Genomic DNA, 17,553 nt, shown 5'->3' on the forward strand with positions numbered 1-17,553 from the left:
ATGAGTCATGAAATTGTAGAATACCAAGGTACCCGGTACGCTGAGATTATATGGGCTACCGCCTGCGTTGAAAAAACCCGTTTTTTCTCTCCTCCGGAATCGTCATTCCAATTTGGACTGTTGGCGCATGAGGCAGGATACCAGGAACCACCGCATTTCCATCGCGAGTTTGAGAGAACCGTACGTGATCTGCAACAGATGTTCGTGGTTCAAAGAGGGGTTGTTGGCGTTCAGTTGTTTGATGACGACGGCGTGCTAATCCGTGAGGTCATACTTAATGCTGGTGATGCAATCGTGCTTATTCATGGTGCGCATGCCATCCACGTAATCGAAGACATGCAATGCATTAGCGTCAAGCAAGGGCCTTTTATGGGAGACGAGTTTGACAAGGTTGAGATAGAGGTCAAACAACCATGATTCCAGTGTTTGAGCCAATTATTGGCGAAGAAGAAATTTCTTACGTCACAGATGCGTTACGTAAAGGTGAGTTGTCAGGGACTTTTGGTCATTATTTGGAAGCTTTCGAGGCTGAGTTCGCCGCGTTTTGCGGTTGCGAATATGGTGTGGCTGTTTCAAATGGTACCACGGCACTTCATCTTGCCGTTGCCGCTGCGGGTATCCAACCTGGTGAGGAAGTGCTGATAAGCGCCAGCACAAATATTGCAACGGCCTTGGCTGTAGCTCACAACAACGCAATTCCAGTTCCTGTCGACTCTGAAGAGGGAACTTGGAATCTTGATCTAGATTTAATCGAGTCACTTATAACGCCGAAAACAAAAGCAATCATCCCCGTCCATTTGTTTGGGCATCCTGTAGATATGGATGCGCTGATGGCAGTGGCGAGAAAGCACGATTTGATAGTTATCGAAGATTGCGCTGAAGCACACGGGGCGACCTGCCGTGGTCGTAAGACCGGGGGCTTTGGTGATATGGGATGCTTCAGCTTTTATGCGAACAAGGTAATTACCACCGGTGAGGGTGGTATGGTGGTTACTAATGACAAAGCCTTGGCAGAGCGGTTGCGGTTGTTGCGTAACCTTGCTTTTACAACACCCAGATTTCGCCATGAGGAGCTTGGCTACAATTTTCGCATGACGGGCTACCAAGCTGCGATGGGGCTGGCTCAACTGCATCGTATCGAACATATAGTGGATGAAAAGCGTCGTGTTGCGCATACCTACAATTCTCTTCTAGAGGACATTCCTGGTCTTTTGCTGCCTGTTGAAAAAGAATGGGCGCACAACGTCTACTGGATGTACGCCGTAGTCATTGGTGATGAATTTGGAATGTCACGGGATCAGTTAAGTGAGAGCCTCAGGGCGCACGGCATAGATACACGCACGTTCTTCTGCCCAATGAACCAACAGCCATGTTTGCAGGAGATCCCAGGTTTCAAAAACGTATCTTGCCCGGTTGCAGACCGTATATGGGAAAACGGGCTTTACCTTCCCTCAACTCATAACCTTACTGAAGGGCAGCTGGCGCAAATAGCGAAAACTCTGAGCGATCTGCAAGGTGGTTTAGATTGAGTATGCGGAATTGAACAGGCTTATGAGGCGATGAGGAATTGGAAATGGTCGTTTTTAACGCGCCAGATGAGCTAGTAGGTGGCTGCAAATACTGGAGCTGATGACGGGACTGATTTCAATATTAGAGTGCTTTTATGTATCTTGTTGTCGCACTTCAGCCGTCAAAAATAGCTTAAGAGCTGGATAGTCATATATGGCGTGAAAGAAAAGAAAACAGTTGCTGAAAAGTTCTTCGATATTTCGATGATTGTTTTTCGCATTCTGTTGGGAGTATGGCATACGTTGGCAAACCCGGAGAGATCCGCGACGAAAATCGCTGGGTATCAACCGGGTCGTTATCTTGTAAAAGATGATATCGTGCGTTTTGAGGACTACAATGGTAGGAAGTAAAATATTTGTTGCGGGCCATCGTGGGATGGTCGGATCCGCTATTGTCCGCAAACTTCGATCTCTTGGTTATAATAACCTTTTGTTGCGATCAAAGGATGAGATCAATCTTCTTGACCAAGAGGCGGTGTTTAACTTTCTTAAATTAGAGAAGCCGGACTATATATTCATGGCTGCTGCCAGAGTAGGCGGTATTCACGCGAATAATACTTATCGAGCTGACTTTATCTATTCTAACCTCCAAATTCAGAATAATATCATTTGGGGGGCGATGTCAGCCGGTATCAAAGATATGTGCTTTTTGGGTTCTAGTTGTATTTATCCTCGCGACTGCCCGCAACCAATCAAAGAAGATAGCTTGCTTACTGGTGCGCTTGAGAAAACCAATGAACCATACGCGATAGCTAAAATTGCCGGGCTTAAACTCTGTGAAAGCTGCAACTTGCAGTATGGAACACGTTATATTTGCGTGATGCCGACTAATCTTTACGGACCCAATGATAATTATGACTTGAATAATGCACACGTTTTGCCAGCGCTGATGCGTAAGGCTCACGAGGCAAAAGTGCAAGGCGGAAAGGAAATGATTGTTTGGGGGACTGGGGCTCCTAGACGCGAATTTCTCTACGTTGATGATCTTGCGGATGCCTGTGTGTTTCTGATGCAAAACGGGGTTCGTGAGGGTATGTATAACGTAGGTTGTGGTGAAGATATTACTATAAGAGATTTGGCTCAGAAAGTAATGGACGCTGTTGGGTTTGAGGGCGAGGTGATTTTTGATGCATCAAAACCAGATGGCACACCCCGCAAGTTGTTGGATGTCTCCCGAATGTCTAATCTTGGATGGAAACCGAAATTATCCTTGATCGATGGGCTCGCCAAGACATACGAAAATTACCTTGAAAATACGAAAGTAACGCTGTGAACAAAGAAAATAAAGTCGCCCTTATTACAGGTGTAACCGGCCAGGATGGCGCGTATTTGGCTGAGTTTTTGTTGGAAAAGGGGTATATCGTTCACGGTATTAAGCGCCGTACAAGCTTATTTAATACGGATCGAATAGACCATCTTTACCGGGATCAGCACGAAAAAAGTTTGCGGTTTTTCCTGCATCACGGCGATATGACAGATAGTTCCAGCCTCACGCGGATTATTCAGAAAACGCAGCCCGACGAAATATATAATCTGGCTGCCCAAAGTCATGTTGCGGTTAGCTTTGAGGAGCCGGAGTATACCGCAAACTCTGATGCCTTGGGCGCGCTGAGGATTCTTGAGGCGTTAAGAATACTCGGCATGGAGAAAAAGACCCGTTATTATCAGGCTAGCACCTCCGAGCTGTATGGCCTTGTTCAGGAAATACCCCAAAAAGAAACGACACCTTTTTATCCCCGCAGTCCGTATGCAGTTGCAAAGCTTTATGCATACTGGATCACTGTTAACTACAGAGAAGCGTATGGCATGTACGCGTGTAACGGGATTCTTTTTAACCACGAAAGTCCGATACGTGGTGAAACGTTTGTTACGAGAAAAATTACTCGGGCACTTGCCCGTATTAAGCTTGGGCTTCAAGACTGCCTTTACCTTGGAAACCTTGATGCCAAACGCGATTGGGGGCATGCGAGGGATTACGTCGAAATGCAGTGGTTAATGCTTCAGCAGGAACAGCCGGAGGACTTTGTCATTGCATCTGGTGTGCAGTACAGCGTCCGTGATTTTGTGAATGCAGCGGCATCTGAACTAGGCATGAATATCTCGTGGAGTGGCCAAGGTGTTATGGAGAAAGGATATGATGAAAATGGAAAGCTAATTGTGGAAGTGGATCCACGATATTTTCGACCGACTGAAGTTGAGACATTACTTGGCGACGCTACAAAGGCGAAAACCAAGCTGGCATGGCAGCCGAAAACAAGCTTCCAGGAGCTGGTGTCCGAGATGGTCATCGAGGATTTAAAAGCCGCTGAGAGAGATGAGCTTGTGAAGGCGCATGGCTTTAAATATATGCGCTATAATGAGTAGAAAGTGCTGCGGAGTAATCTAAATTTATACCTTTGGTGCTCGAGTGAATAAATCATAAATGGGTGGTTTCATGAAATCATTTTCGGTTTTGAAAAAAACCGGATTATATTCCTTTATGTCAAATACAAGCTGGATTGTGTTTGAGAGTATTATAAGGGCAATTGTTGGATTAACTGTAGGTGTTTTTATTGCCAGATATTTGGGGCCGGAAAATTTAGGAAAGCTTAGTTATTCAAGTGCAATTGTTGGGATGTTCGGTGTTTTAGCTGGACTAGGAATGGACAGCAATATTGTACGCGATTTAGTCAAAGAAAAAGACAGGGTCGGTGAGAAAATTGGAACAACTTTCTTTTTGAAGTTATCTGGTTCATTGATTGCTGTGGTGTGTTGCATATCATCTGTTTTTATTCTCAGGTCTAATGATGTAACGGTAGTAAGTATTACAATTATTTTAGCGATGAGTATGTTCTTTTTGCCATTTGATGTTGTGAGCTTATATTTTCAATCTATCGTTAAATCAAAGTATACTGTATTGGCCAAATCATTTTCTTGTGTTCTATCTGCTATCCTGCGAATAATTCTTATTTTTAACGATGCTCCTCTAATATCCTTTGCATGGGTTGGTCTGGCAGAAGCAATGTTGTCTGCGGTAGCGCTTACGTATTTTTTCCTGTTAAAGAGAAATCAAGTCGGTTTCAGCTGGACATACAAGTTTGAAACAGCGAAGAAAATACTGGCAGAGGGGTGGCCGCTGTTACTGTCTACTGCCGGCGCTGCTCTTTATATGAGGGCGGACCTTGTTATGCTCGGGCAATTAAGTTCTAACCACTCTGTAGGTATTTATACTGCAATGCTCCGCATTTCAGAGATTTGGTATTTTCTGCCGGCAGCATTTATTTCCTCCCTACAGCCTTTCTTGGTTCGGGCACGTGAGATAAGTCGAGATCTTTACATTTTTCGATTGCGTGTTTTGTATGAGTTTATGATTTTACTAAGTGTTTCTGTCTCAATTTTCATTTCTCTCTTTTCAGATTATTTAGTCCAGATAGTTTATGGCCATCAATATCAAGAGGCTGCCTTGGTGTTAAGAACCCACACTTGGGCGACAATTGCTGTCTTTTTAGGTGTTGCAAGCAGTCAGTATCTTGTTATTGAGAATTTACAAAAGATATCTTTTTATAGAACAGCTATTGGATTGCTAGCAAATATTGTTATGAATGCTTTATTTATACCAATATGGGGTGCTTTTGGGGCGGCGTTTGCGACTGTGATATCTTTCTATATTGCTACATTTTCTTTGATACTTTTTGAATCGTCTCGAGGTCAATGTTTCATAATCATTCGATCCATTCTGCCTCTTAATATTATTAATTTCATAAGGGGAGCGAAAAATGATGCAAATTTTTAAAGAAATAATAAATAATTTTTGGGGAAGAACGAAGCTCTACTCTTTGTTTTCTCTTCGGAACAAGGGGTACTTGCTTGAAATGGGCTGGTTCGAAAGTCGCAAGAAAGGTATGCCGATCAATGCGGAGGGAAACCCAATTCCATGGATTACCTACCCTTGTTTGAAATTTCTGGAAGATAGGCTACCTAGCGGTATTTCCGTATTTGAATACGGCACAGGTGGCTCAACATTATGGTGGGCTGATCGCGCTGAGAAAGTTGTGACATGTGAACACGATTCAGTTTGGTATGACAGACTTTCCGCATCTTTACCCGCGAATGTAAAATCCAACCTGGTAGCTTTGGAATATGGAGGAGACTATTGTAAAAAAGTATTGGAATATGTTGATTGTTTTGATGTCATATTCATAGATGGCCGAGATCGTGTGAATTGCGTTAAAAACTCTTTATCTGCTTTGTCAAGAGATGGTGTTCTTATACTGGATAACAGCGATGTTTCCGAATATGAGGAGGCGTTGACTTTTCTTGCGGAAAAAGGATTTAAAAGAATAGACTTTCCTGGCCCTGGGCCAATTAATATTCATCCATGGAGAACAAGTATTTTTTACAATAATGATAATGTTCTTGGGTTGTAGGAGGTCGGCTGTGAGATTTTTTTTGAATTCTTTGAGGTGGCTCCTTGGGAAAAGGCTTTATCTTATTGCGCGTATACTTGATCCGAATGCAAGGATTTTTTATTCTCAAGAGGGTGAAGACGCTATCCTAGCTCGACTTTTTAGTGCGCAAAAGAATGGGTTTTATGTCGATGTTGGAGCCCATCATCCCAGAAGATTTTCGAACACGTTTCATTTTTATCAATCCGGTTGGACGGGCATTAATATAGAACCAAATCCATCAGCAGAAGCTGTTTTTAAGAAGCAAAGACCAAGGGATATAAATCTATGCGTTGGTGTTTCTGACTGTCCTGGAAAACTTGTATATTATGAATTTAATGATCCTGCGCTTAATACATTTGACTCAGATTTGGCTCAGTCTAGAGATGAAACCGTCGCTTACACAATACTGACGACACGAGAAGTAAATGTTGAAAGGATAGATTCGATTCTGGAGAGGTCTTTACCTTTTGGCGTCGATATTGACTTTATGTCAATAGATGTCGAAGGATTGGATCTCAAGGTCTTGATGTCTAATGACTGGGTTAAATATCGACCAAAATGTGTTTTAGTTGAGTGTCTGCTTCACGAATTTAGTTTGGAATATATTCAAAACAGTGACGTCTATTCATTTTTGGTGTCAAAGGGGTATGTTTTTTTCGCTAAGACTTATAACTCTTTTCTTTTTATCGAAAAGAAATTTGCAGAATCAAAGGTGCTAACTAATTGAACTGTCCGGTAGCCTTATTCGCCTATCGTCGCATCCAACATTTGCGGTTGGTCGTGAAAAGCTTGCAGGAGAATACTCTTGCGGGTGAAACAGATTTATTTATTTTCTGTGATGGTGCTAAAAGTGCCGACGATGTTGATGCTGTAACAGAAGTCCGGTCGTTCTGCCGACGGGTTTCAGGCTTTCGCAGAGTTACCGTAATAGAGCGAGATCATAACCTGGGGTTATCGGCCTCTATTGTAGAAGGCGTAAGTCAATTATGTAACGAGTACGGCTTTGTCGCCGTCGTAGAGGACGATGTAGTAGTTTCGCGACATTTTCTGAGCTGGGTTAACGCAGCACTTAAAAAGTACGAACACGATACGAGAGTCTTCAGTGTTGGATGCTACGTATTTCCAACAGACAGAAATTTGGAAAATAGCTTCTTTCTGTCTCTTCCGGATTGTTGGGGATGGGCTGTTTGGGGTCGAAGCTGGAAATTCTATCAGGCTGACGGTGCTAGTTTGCTTAGAGAATTGAAAGCAAGAAATTTACAAAGAAAATTCGATTTTGACGGCGCCTTTCCCTACACAGATATGCTGAAAAAGCAAATCGAAGGTCAGAATGATTCTTGGGCTATTCGTTGGTCCGCATCAGTTCTTCTGGCGGGGGGGCTGACTGTATATCCCGGAAAATCTATGACCCAAAATATAGGTTTTGATGGCACTGGAACACATTGCGGCGAAAATGATATTTATGATCAGTCGCTGTCCGAAACTTGCCCGGATTTACAGGATATTCCTGTTGTAGAATCTGACGAAGCTCGGGAGGCCTGGCGTGATTTTCTCTTGAAGTTAAAGCGGGAAAACATAAGAGATAAAGTGCTTCGCCGAGTTATAAAAAAAATAAAGAGATTATTGAAATGAGTTTTTTGAAAAAAATTTTGCGAAACTGGATGCCTCCAATATTCGTTAAAGCTTACTCGTACTATTTCAATCGTGGAATAGTATTTCGTGGGAATTTTGAAAATTGGGAAGCTGCACAGGAAGCCACTAAAGGTTACGACGCAACTGAGATACTTGATAGAGTTAGATGGGCTGCTAGGCAGGTTGTTGACGGATGCGCTAAGTCGGAGAGAGATGGCGTCATTTTTGATGCAATACCCTATCCTTTTCCCCTTATCGCGACATTGCTTCGTGCGGCGGTTGAGAATGGCAACCGTTTAAAGGTATTGGATTACGGAGGGGCCCTTGGCAGTTCTTATTACCAGTGTCGAGATTTTCTTGAAGGCTTAAAAGATATTGAATGGGTTGTTGTTGAGCAGAAAAATTTTGTCAAAATCGGTAAAGAAGAATTCGAAAATGACCAACTTAAGTTTGCTCAGAGCTTGGCTGAATTAGGGTCAAATTTTACCCCGGATGTAGCGCTGATATCAGGTACTTTACAGTATCTAAGTAACCCGGATGATTTATTAAAATCTATGGTTTCTCTTAAGATTCCATATATCGTCGTTGACCGGACACCAATATTGGCGAATGGTAATACCATTATTTCAAGCCAGATTGTGCCAGAATCAATAAATAAATCTGAATATCCAATCCGGCTTTTTTCAGAGCAGGACATAAAGAAAAATATTGATAATGATTATGAACAAATAGCGTCTTTTGACGCGCTGGATGGTGCTATTGGTTTCGGAAATCTTTTGTCGAATTTTAAAGGGTACATTTTCAAGAAAAAAAATATTTGAATAATGTTCAGAAACTATTTAGTTTTATTTTAAATAGTGAGATTTATTTATTTTTTTATGCGGATGGTGATCATTTTCCGTCTGACATGCTTATCTTAAGATATCCTGCGCCAAGTATTGAAGAATTTAAGCTATGGGGTGCAGGTAGCATCTAGGCTCATATATTTAAACTGGTTCTATTGATCCCCCCAATTTCGGACCTCTCAATTCATATTGAGAGAAGTACTTTCTTAATAGCTTATCGGTTTACTGTACATTGGCATAGTAAACCTGTGGGAAAAGCGGAACCGGGCGTGGCAGAAGAAGAACGGGACGAACCGCAACGCGGTGGTGCAAATGCCGCGCAGGCGGCAATGCAGGAAATTACAGAACGTGAACTGCGTATCATCAGGATACGACGCAGGCGGCGAAGTATGTTTATCGTTGTCCTATCTACGTTCTTAACATTTTCCGCAGCATTGGCGACGATGTTACTAATCCAATCAAATCTCGATTTCAGTCGAAATATGATTAGGAGTCCTGAAGTTCGTGTAATGGGTTTTGACGGGGCCACGCTTGAGATTGTAAGGGGAAGATACAGTCAGGATGTCTCGCTAACGACAATTCCAGAAAGAATACAAAACGTATTTGTCGCTGCGTCTGATCCTGATTTCTACGGCCATCTGGGCGTGACTGTTAGTGATTTCATCCGGATTTTCAAAAGTAATGACGTCCCCGGATCAACCATAACAATGAAGGTGGCCCGAAGCTTCTTCAAAGTTCCGGAAGCCAGTGCTGGCCGCCATTTGCAGGAACTTCTTGTCGCTTTATGGCTTGAGCTGAAATTTAACAAGAAGACCATACTGCGCAGTTACCTTGAACGTACTTATATGGGGCGCGGTATTTTTGGGATTACTGCGGCATCACGCATCTGGTACGGCAGTCCAGCAGAGCGGATAACATTGCATCAGGCTGCAGTTTTGGCTGCAGCGATGAATGACCCTATCAAGTTCGATCCACTATACCATCCCAGTGATGCCGCGAATGCAGCCAATGAAATTCTCCTGAATATGGGGCGTTACAAGTATATCGAGCTTGATCGTGTTTCAGCCCTCACTTTGTTAAAGCCAAAGCTGGACGTCCAGTACGAGGATGGAGTGGTATCAAGCTACGTCGTCGATATGGTCATGAACGAAGTCGCCGAGCGTATTGGCTATACCAGTCGTGATATCGAAGTTACCACCAGCATTGATTTGTCAGTTCAAAGACAAGCGCAGAAGGTTGTGCGCGAAGTTGCCAATTTGCGATTGAAGCCAAGCGGAGTTAATCAGGCGGCATTGATTTCAATAAGTCCAGATGGCCGCGTTCGCGCGATTGTCGGAGGGGTAACATACAGCCCATTCCATCCCAACCGTGCGTGGGATGTAAAACATTTTCCAGGTCGAATGATCAAAATTATCCCTTACTATTACGCCCTGAACGAGAATAGTGATCCGGCGCAGTGGGTGAGGGACAATCGCATGGCGGCAGGAGGGTGGCGCCCGGTCAATCCTGATCATGAATATCGCGGTCAGATTTCTCTACGCGAAGCATTTGTGCGTGATGTGAACACTGTTCCGGTAAATTTGGCGGATCAGTTTGGTCTTTTGAATGTTCGCAACTATGCTCGGGAAATCGGTATCAAGAGCCCATTGTCAAACGACATACGAACAGTTGTCGGGCTCGATCCCGTGACACTCGCCGATATTGCCTCTATCCATGCTTTACCCCAGAATTCTGGTCAACCGGTACAATTAAGCTTGGTGAACAAGGTGATGTTTGCGGCCACAAATGAAGTGGTTTACCAACGTGTTCAACAAGCAGCACCGTCACGTTTGACAGACGCTGCCATTCAGGGGGCATATACCCTGTTTTCCAGCGTCACGGATCCCCAGCTTCGTCTAGACCGACCGTTTGCGGGATATGGTACAGCCGAAACCGGTGCATCGGATGCATGGTATACTGGTTTTACGTCCGACCTGATTACAGTCGTTTGGGCTGGGAATGACGATAATAGCCGAATTCCACAAATCCGCGGTGATGTAGAGCTTGCGTCTCTTTGGCGGTTATTTATGCTGGATGCACATGATGGTTTACCAATTCGTTCGATGATTCGTGCCGCATCACAACGACGCCGTGAGAATGATGGCGTAACGGATATGTGGAAAAGCGATTTGTTGAACGAAAAGCGGTAAAATCATCGAATGAGCAGGGGGAATGGTCTTCTGCCGATGTTGGGGCACAACCTGTAAATTTCAGTCGAAACGGCTGAGTGGAGCGGTTTGGCACCTGTCGTCCGCAAATCTGGTAGATATGTTGACAGATCGGGCGTTCACGGGCACAAACCGGCGTCCCTATTTGATATCAAAGGTGCTTCGTGGCCCAAAGACCATTCAAACGACAGCAGACCGTGCGCAAGGGGGCAACGACGCCGCGTAAACGCAACAAAAAGCGCGTTAGCAGCGGCAGCAGCACAAGCAGCAAGAAAAGCGGGTCGGGCATTTTAAGCAAAATCGGCGGCATGATCCCGGGGCCTGAGGCGATTGCACGTTTTATTGTTATTGTGGGCATTTGGGCGCTGGTTATTGCTGGCGGAGTGGTTGCTTATTACGGTTACGGACTGCCTGAAAAGGTAAGCTTCGAGGTTGCCAGCGAACGTAAGCCTTCCATCCGCGTGGTCAGCGTTGATGGCGTGGTACTCGGTTCTTACGGTGATCGTTATGGTAGCCCGGTAGAGGTCGGAGATCTGCCGGACCATGTCGGACAGGCGTTTGTTTCCATCGAAGATCGCCGGTTTTACGATCACTTTGGTATCGATATTCTGGGGATTCTGCGTGCCAGCTGGGTCAATCTGATGTCAGGGCGTATTGCCGAGGGCGGCAGCACGATCACCCAGCAACTTGCAAAGAATCTGTTCCTGTCACCGGAACGCAATTTCGGGCGTAAGATCGAAGAAGTCCTGCTGGCGCTTTGGCTGGAATTCAAATTTTCCAAGCAACAGATTCTGTCGCTTTATCTGAACCGTATTTATTTTGGATCGGGGATGTATGGCATTGATGCCGCGTCCCGGCACTATTTCGGAACCGACCCTCGGCGCCTTAATCTTTACGAAGCGGCAGTTCTGGCTGGATTGCCAAAGGCGCCAAGTCGTTACAACCCGCTGGTTGATCCGGAAGATTCCGCAAAACGTGCCAATATTGTTCTCGATGCCATGGCATCAAATGGGGTGATTACTGGCGCGCGTGCCGAGCGCGCCAAACAGCGGACTGTCCGTACCACTCGACAGGGAAAAAGCGGACCCGGTGTCCGGTATTTTACCGATTGGGTGCTGGATCGTGTCCGTGATTACATCGGTTACGTTGATCAGGATCTGACGATCAACACCACACTTGATTCCCGTCTTCAGGAAATTGCCGAACTCAATCTTGAACGTGCTTTGGCAAGCCCCGTTGCGCAGCAAAAGCATGTAGGTCAGGCAGCCCTTCTGGCGATGACCCCGGATGGGGCCGTTCGCGCAATGGTTGGTGGGCGTAACTATTTCGAAAGCCAGTATAACCGTGTGACACAGGCACGGCGCCAGCCCGGTTCCGTGTTCAAACTGTTTGTGTATCTGGCAGCCTTGGATAAGGGGATCGGGTCGAACGACTGGATGCGCGACATGGCAATATCCGTTAACGGATGGGAACCGCGAAACTTTGATCGCAAACACCATGGCACCATGTCGATCCGCGATGCGGTGGCAACATCGAATAATTCAATCGCGGTTCAGGTCGCGATGGAAGTCGGGTTGGATAATGTGATCAAAAAGGCTCACGATATGGGTGTTTCTGCCGAACTTGGGCGGGAACCCAGTCTGGCACTGGGCACCAGCGAGGTTTCGATGCTTGAGCTGACCGGTGCCTATGCCATCGTCGCCAATGGCGGATTTTCGGTGTTTCCGCATGCGATCCGTAAAATTGTCGGTCAGGGCGGCGAAGTTCTATATGAGCGCAATGACGAATTCCCTGTCCGTCTGATGAACCCGCTGCACGCGGGGGAAATGAACAATATGCTCTCATCTGTCGTTGCCAAGGGCACGGGACGCAATGCGATCATTGATCGTCCTGCTGCGGGCAAGACGGGCACAACATCGGATTCCCGTGATGCGTGGTTCATTGGCTATACCGCTGAACTGGTTGCAGGGGTCTGGATGGGGAATGATAACGGCAGTCCGATGGATGATGTGTCCGGCGGGGACCTTCCAGCCAAGCTTTGGCATGATTTCATGCTGCATGCTCATCAGAACCTGCCGGTTCGCTCACTTGGCAAGGCCGCGCTTGCGCGGTCGCAAAAGGTGGGCGAAGACGGCAGTTGGCGTGACTTTACTTCTGGCTTCACAACCGGCAACAAAAAGCAGTAACCGGCTTTGACACAAGTACCGCAAAGGTACTTAAGGTGCGGTGCGGATGCATCGCCCCTTTTCGTTTCGGCCAAGAAAAAATGGCCGGTATCCGTTACGGAAAACCGGCCATCAAGTTTGCAGTTTGCATGGCTTCATCGGGGGAGTCCGACGAAGCCGAGGGAGGTCTCACCTGTCGAATATCGCGATGTTATCAAGGGTCAGGGGTGCAATCTTCCCCTTGCATCGCAAGGACATCCGCATGCACCGTTCAGGGCGGTACATCGGCGAGAGCATCAGGCCGCTACAGCCTGATCACTGAGCTTCTCGAGGAATTCCAGACATTCCTCGATCTGCGAAATTTCGATGAATTCATTGGCCTTATGGGCCTGTTTGATACTGCCAGGACCGCAGATGATCGACGGGATGTTGCCCTGCTTTTCGAAAATCCCGCCTTCGGAACCGTAAGAAACCTTGCCCGAAACTTCCGGGACGATGTTGCGAACCAGCTCGAACGCTTCTGCATCCGTGCAATCACCCATTCCGGGATAGGAAAAGATTTCTTCCCATTCAAATCCGGTTTCGGCTTCTTTGGCTTTCATTTCCGCATCGAGGGTTTCAAGGATTTTCTCTTTGATCCCGTCAAGAACGGCCTTGGCGTCGTGTTCCGGCAGATGGCGAATTTCGAACGTGAATTCGCAGAAATCCGGTGTGACATTGGTCGCTGTTCCGCCGCCAATGGTGGTGGTTAGCATGGTGCTATGCGGCACCGTGAAGTCATTGTCGAAGGGGCCGTTTTCTTCAAATTCACGTGCCAGATCGGAAATCATCGTAATGGCGCGTGCCGCATATTCGATGGCGTTGACATGGCGAGGGGCAAAGGATGAATGCCCGGCTGTTCCGGTGACGGCAACCCGCATCGAAAATTTACCCTTCTGACCATTGATGACTTTCATCTCGGTCGGTTCGCCAATCACGGCAAGGCGTGGCGGAGTTTTAAGGTTTGCCAGATGATCGACCATCGAACCCACACCCAGGCAACCGACTTCCTCGTCATAGGACAGGCAAAGATGGAACGGGATCGCCAGATCGCGTTTGACCAGTTCCGGCACCATTGCCAGCGCACAGGCCGAAAAACCTTTCATGTCGGCAGAACCGCGACCAAACAGTTTGCCGTCGCGTTCGGTCAGTTCAAATGCCGGGCTGATCCAGCTTTTTTCAAGGGCAGGAACCACGTCTGTATGCCCCGAAAGCGCGATGCCAGGGACATCCTTCGGACCGATGGTTGCCAGAAGGTTTGCCTTCTCGCCCGTTTCGTCATGGAACAGTGTGCTTTCGATGCCATATTGCGCAAGATAGTCACGGACAAAATGGATCAGACCGAGATTCGAGTTCTTGCTGGTGGTGTCGAACGCCACAAGTTTGCCAAGCAGATCAATGGCATTATGCAGGCGGGACATGTTTGGTTTGCTCATTTTATTATCGCTTCTCGTTTCTCGGAATATTAGGCCGACTGCGCCGTATTGCGGTACTTCTCGCGCCATTTCTGCCATTCACGGCGAATGGTCAGGACGATGAACAGGACGGTCAGGGCAAAGAACGCCCATGAAATCCACGAATGGAAGAATACGCCCAGATCGCCGCGCGAAATTGCCAGCGACCGGCGCATATTGTCTTCGAACATCGGCCCCAGAATGAAGGCAATCAGGAACGGTGCTGCCGGAATGTTCAGGATCATCATGACGAAGCCGACAATCCCCATGACCAGAAGGACGCTGACATCAAACGGGCTGGCACCGATCGAATAGATGCCAAACACGCACAGAACCAGAATGCAGGGCAAAAGCAGCGTCTGGGGAATGCGCGAAATTTTCGCAAAGGCACCTGCCGTCAGTTTGCCGGCAACAAACAGGAACACCGAACTGAACAGGATGCCGATAAACAGCGAATAGACTTCACCGATATTGTTCTGGAAAAGCAGCGGACCCGGCGTCAGGCCATGGATCATAAATGCGCCCAGCATTACACCCGTAATGACGTCACCCGGAACACCGAGTGCGAGAAGCGGGATCATGGTCGCCCCGCAGCAGCCATTGTTGGCAGACTCGGATGCCGCAACGCCTTCCAGTTCGCCTTCGCCGAATTTATCGCCGTTTTTCGATGTCCGGCGGGCTTCGCTATAGGAAAAGAAAGCGGCAGTTGACGGCCCGATGCCTGGAATGGCGCCGAGTATCACACCGATAACACTGCCCCGCAGGATCGATTTCACGCTGCCGCGGAATTCGGCCATGGTCAGGCGATTATCGCCAAGCTTCATGGCCGCATTGTTGTCCTCGGGCCGGAAGACGATCATCTTGATCAGTTCCGGCAAGGCAAACAGGCCGATCAGCACCGGTACAACACCGAGGCCCGATTTCATGTCTTCTGTTACGGCAAAGCGGAACGAGCCATATATATCCTCGCCCACGGTTGCCAGAAGCAAACCGATACAGGCGGAAATGATGCCAAGAACAAGTGACCGACCTGAAATGCTGGCAACGATGGTCAGTGAAAAGGCCATCAGCATGAAATATTCCGGCGGTCCGACCCGAAGTGCAAACATCGCAAGCGGCATCGCCAGGAAGAACAGCGAGATATTCGAAATAAAGTCGCCAATGCAGCTTGAAACCAGCGCCATATTAAGCGCCTTGCCACCTTTGCCCTGCTGGGCCAGCGGATAACCATCAAGAACGGTACAGGCCGCAGACGCGGTACCCGGCGTTTTGATCAGGATCGCCGAAATCGATCCGCCATAGGTCGACCCTTTGTAAAGGGCAACCAGAAGCAGAATGCTGGTTACCGGCGGCAGATAGAAGGTAAATGGCAGGGCAAGGGTCACGGCCATCGTACCGGTCATGCCCGGTATGGCACCAATGATCACACCACCCCAGATCCCGGCCGCCATGGCAATGAAGTTGGGCAGCGTTGCGACGGCTTCAAAGGCGTAAAGCAGTTCATTCCACATGAAGGGGCGCTTTCAAATCAGATCAGGGTCACGAAATCGGCCGCTAATGCCGAAAACAGATGGCCTTCGGGGAAAGGCGTGTGGGTGACTTCGGTGAAAACAAGATAAAGCAGGATCGGAAAAACGATTGTCAGTCCGATCATCCAGATTTTGCGGCTGTAATTGCCGGTCATCAGGAAAAGATAGGCCAGAAGCATAATGGTCGCGGGGACAAAACCGATTTCCGGCATCGCATAGGCGAATGCGGCAAAGCCGATCAGGACTCCGGCAAAACGCACAATCAGTTTACGATTTCGGTACATTGTTGCGCCAATTGACATGACACGGTCGTTCGCGGCTGCCCGCATCTTTGGAATGGCAAAAAGAATGGCAAGGATGCCCATAACCAGCCCGACCACGGTAATAACACGTGGCCACATATCAGGTGGCGGGGCAAATCCGGGAATGAAAGACGGAACCTTCACATAGATCGGGATCAGGACGAACAGGACAAAGGCAAAGAATGCCGTTGCGATCAGTCCGGTATAAAAATCGCGATTGGGAGTCATGGTTCCGTCTCACATTCAGAAAATTAAGGGGTGCGGATTACTGAATGTAACCGAATTTCTTGGCCATGCCGTTATAGAGCTCGTACTGGCTCTTGACGAAGGCAGCCGGGTCCTGGTCACCAACGACGGAGACAGAGCCGCGTTTCTTGGCAAGATCAAGCCACTGGTCGTTGGTTGCAACGTTCGAAAGGATGTCTTTCCATTTTGCAACAACGTCTTCCGGCAGATCTTTCGGGGCGAACAATGCGCTCCAGCCGTCAACCTGTCCGGCAAGATTGTAACCAAGTTCCTTGGCAGTTGGAACGTCAGGAAGGGCATCCATGCGTTTCGGAGCGTAAACCATCAGTGCACGCATTTTGCCAGCTTCGATGTGAGGCATCAGCGAACCGGCCGCAATAGCCAGGAAGTCGACGTGACCGCCAAGAAGAGCTGCGGCAAGGGCGCTGCCGCCTTTGTATGGCACGAGGGTGGAAGCAGACAGCGGATCCAGATCGGCATCGGCGAGAAGGGCCTGAACCGTAAAGCCGTCAATCGCGGTGGGGCCGGATGCAGCATAGGTGGTCGCGCCATTGCTTGATTTGATTTTGGCAAGCAGCTCATCAACGGTTTTGATGTCCGAGTTTGCATTGACTGCAAGGATCATCGGGGTTGATTCAAGAATGCCAAGGAAGGTGTAATCATCCCAGGCAACCGGGCTGTCGGTGTAAACGGCCGGGTAAAGCGCCATGCCAACGCGTGACAGCAGCAGGGTGTAACCATCCGGCTTCTGTTCGGTGACGTAACGGGCACCATTCATGCCACCATTGCCGGTTTTGTTCACAACCACGACCGGCTGTTCGTTGGTGTAATTGCGCGCGGTTTCAGCCAGGGCACGACCGGCAAGATCCGATGCGCCACCTGCGCCATAAGGCACGACAAGGGTGATGGCTTTTTCTGGATAGTCAGCGGCCTGTGCGGTCGAAACCAGTGTTGTGGTTGCAAGAACTGCAGCCGCAAAAGTCGCGGCCTTTTTGAGCTGTCGAAACATTTTTCATGTCTCCCTGTTTGGTGGTGGCAGGATTGCCCGAGCTCGTCGTTTTTTGTTTTGTATACATTCCATCGCAAACTATAACTCGTGACGCAAAAAATTAATTTCAGTATAACTAATTTACATACTG

General features: G+C 47.7%; 16 protein-coding genes. 12 read left to right on the forward strand and 4 right to left on the reverse strand.

Annotated elements, in window-relative coordinates:
• The 12 genes from SMB34_RS20630 to SMB34_RS08730 all read left to right on the forward strand — a co-directional run bounded on the left by SMB34_RS20630 (position 1) and on the right by SMB34_RS08730 (position 12,865).
• Positions 1–417, forward strand: a complete 417-nt coding sequence (locus SMB34_RS20630; protein WP_007088322.1) for a hypothetical protein — start codon at positions 1–3, stop codon at positions 415–417.
• Positions 414–1,529 carry a DegT/DnrJ/EryC1/StrS family aminotransferase gene (locus SMB34_RS08685; protein ID WP_007088321.1) on the forward strand — a complete coding sequence of 372 codons (1,116 nt, stop codon included), beginning with the start codon at positions 414–416 and terminating at the stop codon, positions 1,527–1,529. Before SMB34_RS20630 ends, SMB34_RS08685 begins: the two co-directional genes overlap by 4 nt.
• 189 nt (positions 1,530–1,718) lie before the next feature.
• On the forward strand, positions 1,719–1,919 hold the full coding sequence (locus SMB34_RS20865) for a cupin domain-containing protein (protein WP_276202145.1): 201 nt from the start codon (positions 1,719–1,721) through the stop codon (positions 1,917–1,919).
• Positions 1,906–2,841, forward strand: a complete 936-nt coding sequence (locus SMB34_RS08690; RefSeq protein WP_007088319.1) for a GDP-L-fucose synthase family protein — start codon at positions 1,906–1,908, stop codon at positions 2,839–2,841. Before SMB34_RS20865 ends, SMB34_RS08690 begins: the two co-directional genes overlap by 14 nt.
• Positions 2,838–3,932 carry a GDP-mannose 4,6-dehydratase gene (gene gmd, locus SMB34_RS08695; RefSeq protein ID WP_007088318.1) on the forward strand — a complete coding sequence of 365 codons (1,095 nt, stop codon included), beginning with the start codon at positions 2,838–2,840 and terminating at the stop codon, positions 3,930–3,932. Before SMB34_RS08690 ends, gmd begins: the two co-directional genes overlap by 4 nt.
• A 70-nt stretch (positions 3,933–4,002) precedes the next feature.
• Entirely contained in the window at positions 4,003–5,340 is a 1,338-nt protein-coding gene (locus SMB34_RS08700; protein ID WP_167332749.1) for a flippase, read from the forward strand.
• The gene (locus tag SMB34_RS08705; RefSeq protein WP_007088316.1) at positions 5,324–5,974 is read left to right on the forward strand and encodes an O-methyltransferase; all 651 of its coding nucleotides are present in this window, start codon (positions 5,324–5,326) and stop codon (positions 5,972–5,974) included. Before SMB34_RS08700 ends, SMB34_RS08705 begins: the two co-directional genes overlap by 17 nt.
• A gap of 10 nt (positions 5,975–5,984) precedes the next feature.
• On the forward strand, positions 5,985–6,722 hold the full coding sequence (locus SMB34_RS08710) for an FkbM family methyltransferase (RefSeq protein ID WP_240478786.1): 738 nt from the start codon (positions 5,985–5,987) through the stop codon (positions 6,720–6,722).
• On the forward strand, positions 6,719–7,627 hold the full coding sequence (locus SMB34_RS08715; protein WP_007088314.1) for a glycosyltransferase: 909 nt from the start codon (positions 6,719–6,721) through the stop codon (positions 7,625–7,627). The genes SMB34_RS08710 and SMB34_RS08715 overlap by 4 nt, the downstream gene beginning before the upstream one ends.
• On the forward strand, positions 7,624–8,448 hold the full coding sequence (locus SMB34_RS08720; RefSeq protein ID WP_051682196.1) for a methyltransferase, TIGR04325 family: 825 nt from the start codon (positions 7,624–7,626) through the stop codon (positions 8,446–8,448). Before SMB34_RS08715 ends, SMB34_RS08720 begins: the two co-directional genes overlap by 4 nt.
• A 293-nt stretch (positions 8,449–8,741) precedes the next feature.
• A complete protein-coding gene (locus tag SMB34_RS08725) occupies positions 8,742–10,661 on the forward strand; it encodes a transglycosylase domain-containing protein (protein WP_037989333.1) in 1,920 nt (639 codons plus the stop codon).
• A 182-nt stretch (positions 10,662–10,843) separates the two neighbouring features.
• Entirely contained in the window at positions 10,844–12,865 is a 2,022-nt protein-coding gene (locus tag SMB34_RS08730; protein ID WP_051682197.1) for a transglycosylase domain-containing protein, read from the forward strand.
• Between the two features lie 275 nt (positions 12,866–13,140).
• On the opposite strand, the gene argE is transcribed toward SMB34_RS08730, so the two are convergent.
• From argE to SMB34_RS08750, 4 genes are read right to left on the reverse strand one after another with little or no spacing between them, the layout of a single operon-like run.
• Complete coding sequence (gene argE, locus SMB34_RS08735; RefSeq protein ID WP_230729507.1) at positions 13,141–14,304, reverse strand: acetylornithine deacetylase; 1,164 nt, start codon at positions 14,302–14,304, stop codon at positions 13,141–13,143.
• A 44-nt stretch (positions 14,305–14,348) separates the two neighbouring features.
• On the reverse strand, positions 14,349–15,848 hold the full coding sequence (locus SMB34_RS08740) for a tripartite tricarboxylate transporter permease (RefSeq protein ID WP_037989174.1): 1,500 nt from the start codon (positions 15,846–15,848) through the stop codon (positions 14,349–14,351).
• A gap of 17 nt (positions 15,849–15,865) precedes the next feature.
• Positions 15,866–16,396, reverse strand: coding sequence for a tripartite tricarboxylate transporter TctB family protein (locus tag SMB34_RS08745; protein WP_037989176.1), 531 nt, complete (start codon positions 16,394–16,396; stop codon positions 15,866–15,868).
• Between the two features lie 37 nt (positions 16,397–16,433).
• Positions 16,434–17,423, reverse strand: coding sequence for a Bug family tripartite tricarboxylate transporter substrate binding protein (locus tag SMB34_RS08750; protein ID WP_007088307.1), 990 nt, complete (start codon positions 17,421–17,423; stop codon positions 16,434–16,436).
• Between the last annotated feature and the right edge of the window lie 130 nt (positions 17,424–17,553).

This window comes from Thalassospira permensis NBRC 106175, assembly GCF_000714555.1.
Classification (GTDB): Bacteria; Pseudomonadota; Alphaproteobacteria; order Rhodospirillales; family Thalassospiraceae; genus Thalassospira; species Thalassospira xiamenensis.

Coding starts and splice junctions, on each gene's coding strand:
- SMB34_RS20630 (WP_007088322.1), top strand. CDS start 1: ATGAGTCATGAAATTGTAGAATACCAAGGTACCCGGTACGCTGAGATT.
- SMB34_RS08685 (WP_007088321.1), top strand. CDS start 414: ATGATTCCAGTGTTTGAGCCAATTATTGGCGAAGAAGAAATTTCTTAC.
- SMB34_RS08690 (WP_007088319.1), top strand. CDS start 1,906: ATGGTAGGAAGTAAAATATTTGTTGCGGGCCATCGTGGGATGGTCGGA.
- SMB34_RS08700 (WP_167332749.1), top strand. CDS start 4,003: ATGAAATCATTTTCGGTTTTGAAAAAAACCGGATTATATTCCTTTATG.
- SMB34_RS08705 (WP_007088316.1), top strand. CDS start 5,324: ATGATGCAAATTTTTAAAGAAATAATAAATAATTTTTGGGGAAGAACG.
- SMB34_RS08720 (WP_051682196.1), top strand. CDS start 7,624: ATGAGTTTTTTGAAAAAAATTTTGCGAAACTGGATGCCTCCAATATTC.
- argE (WP_230729507.1), bottom strand. CDS start 14,304: ATGTCCCGCCTGCATAATGCCATTGATCTGCTTGGCAAACTTGTGGCG.
- SMB34_RS08740 (WP_037989174.1), bottom strand. CDS start 15,848: ATGTGGAATGAACTGCTTTACGCCTTTGAAGCCGTCGCAACGCTGCCC.
- SMB34_RS08745 (WP_037989176.1), bottom strand. CDS start 16,396: ATGACTCCCAATCGCGATTTTTATACCGGACTGATCGCAACGGCATTC.
- SMB34_RS08750 (WP_007088307.1), bottom strand. CDS start 17,423: ATGTTTCGACAGCTCAAAAAGGCCGCGACTTTTGCGGCTGCAGTTCTT.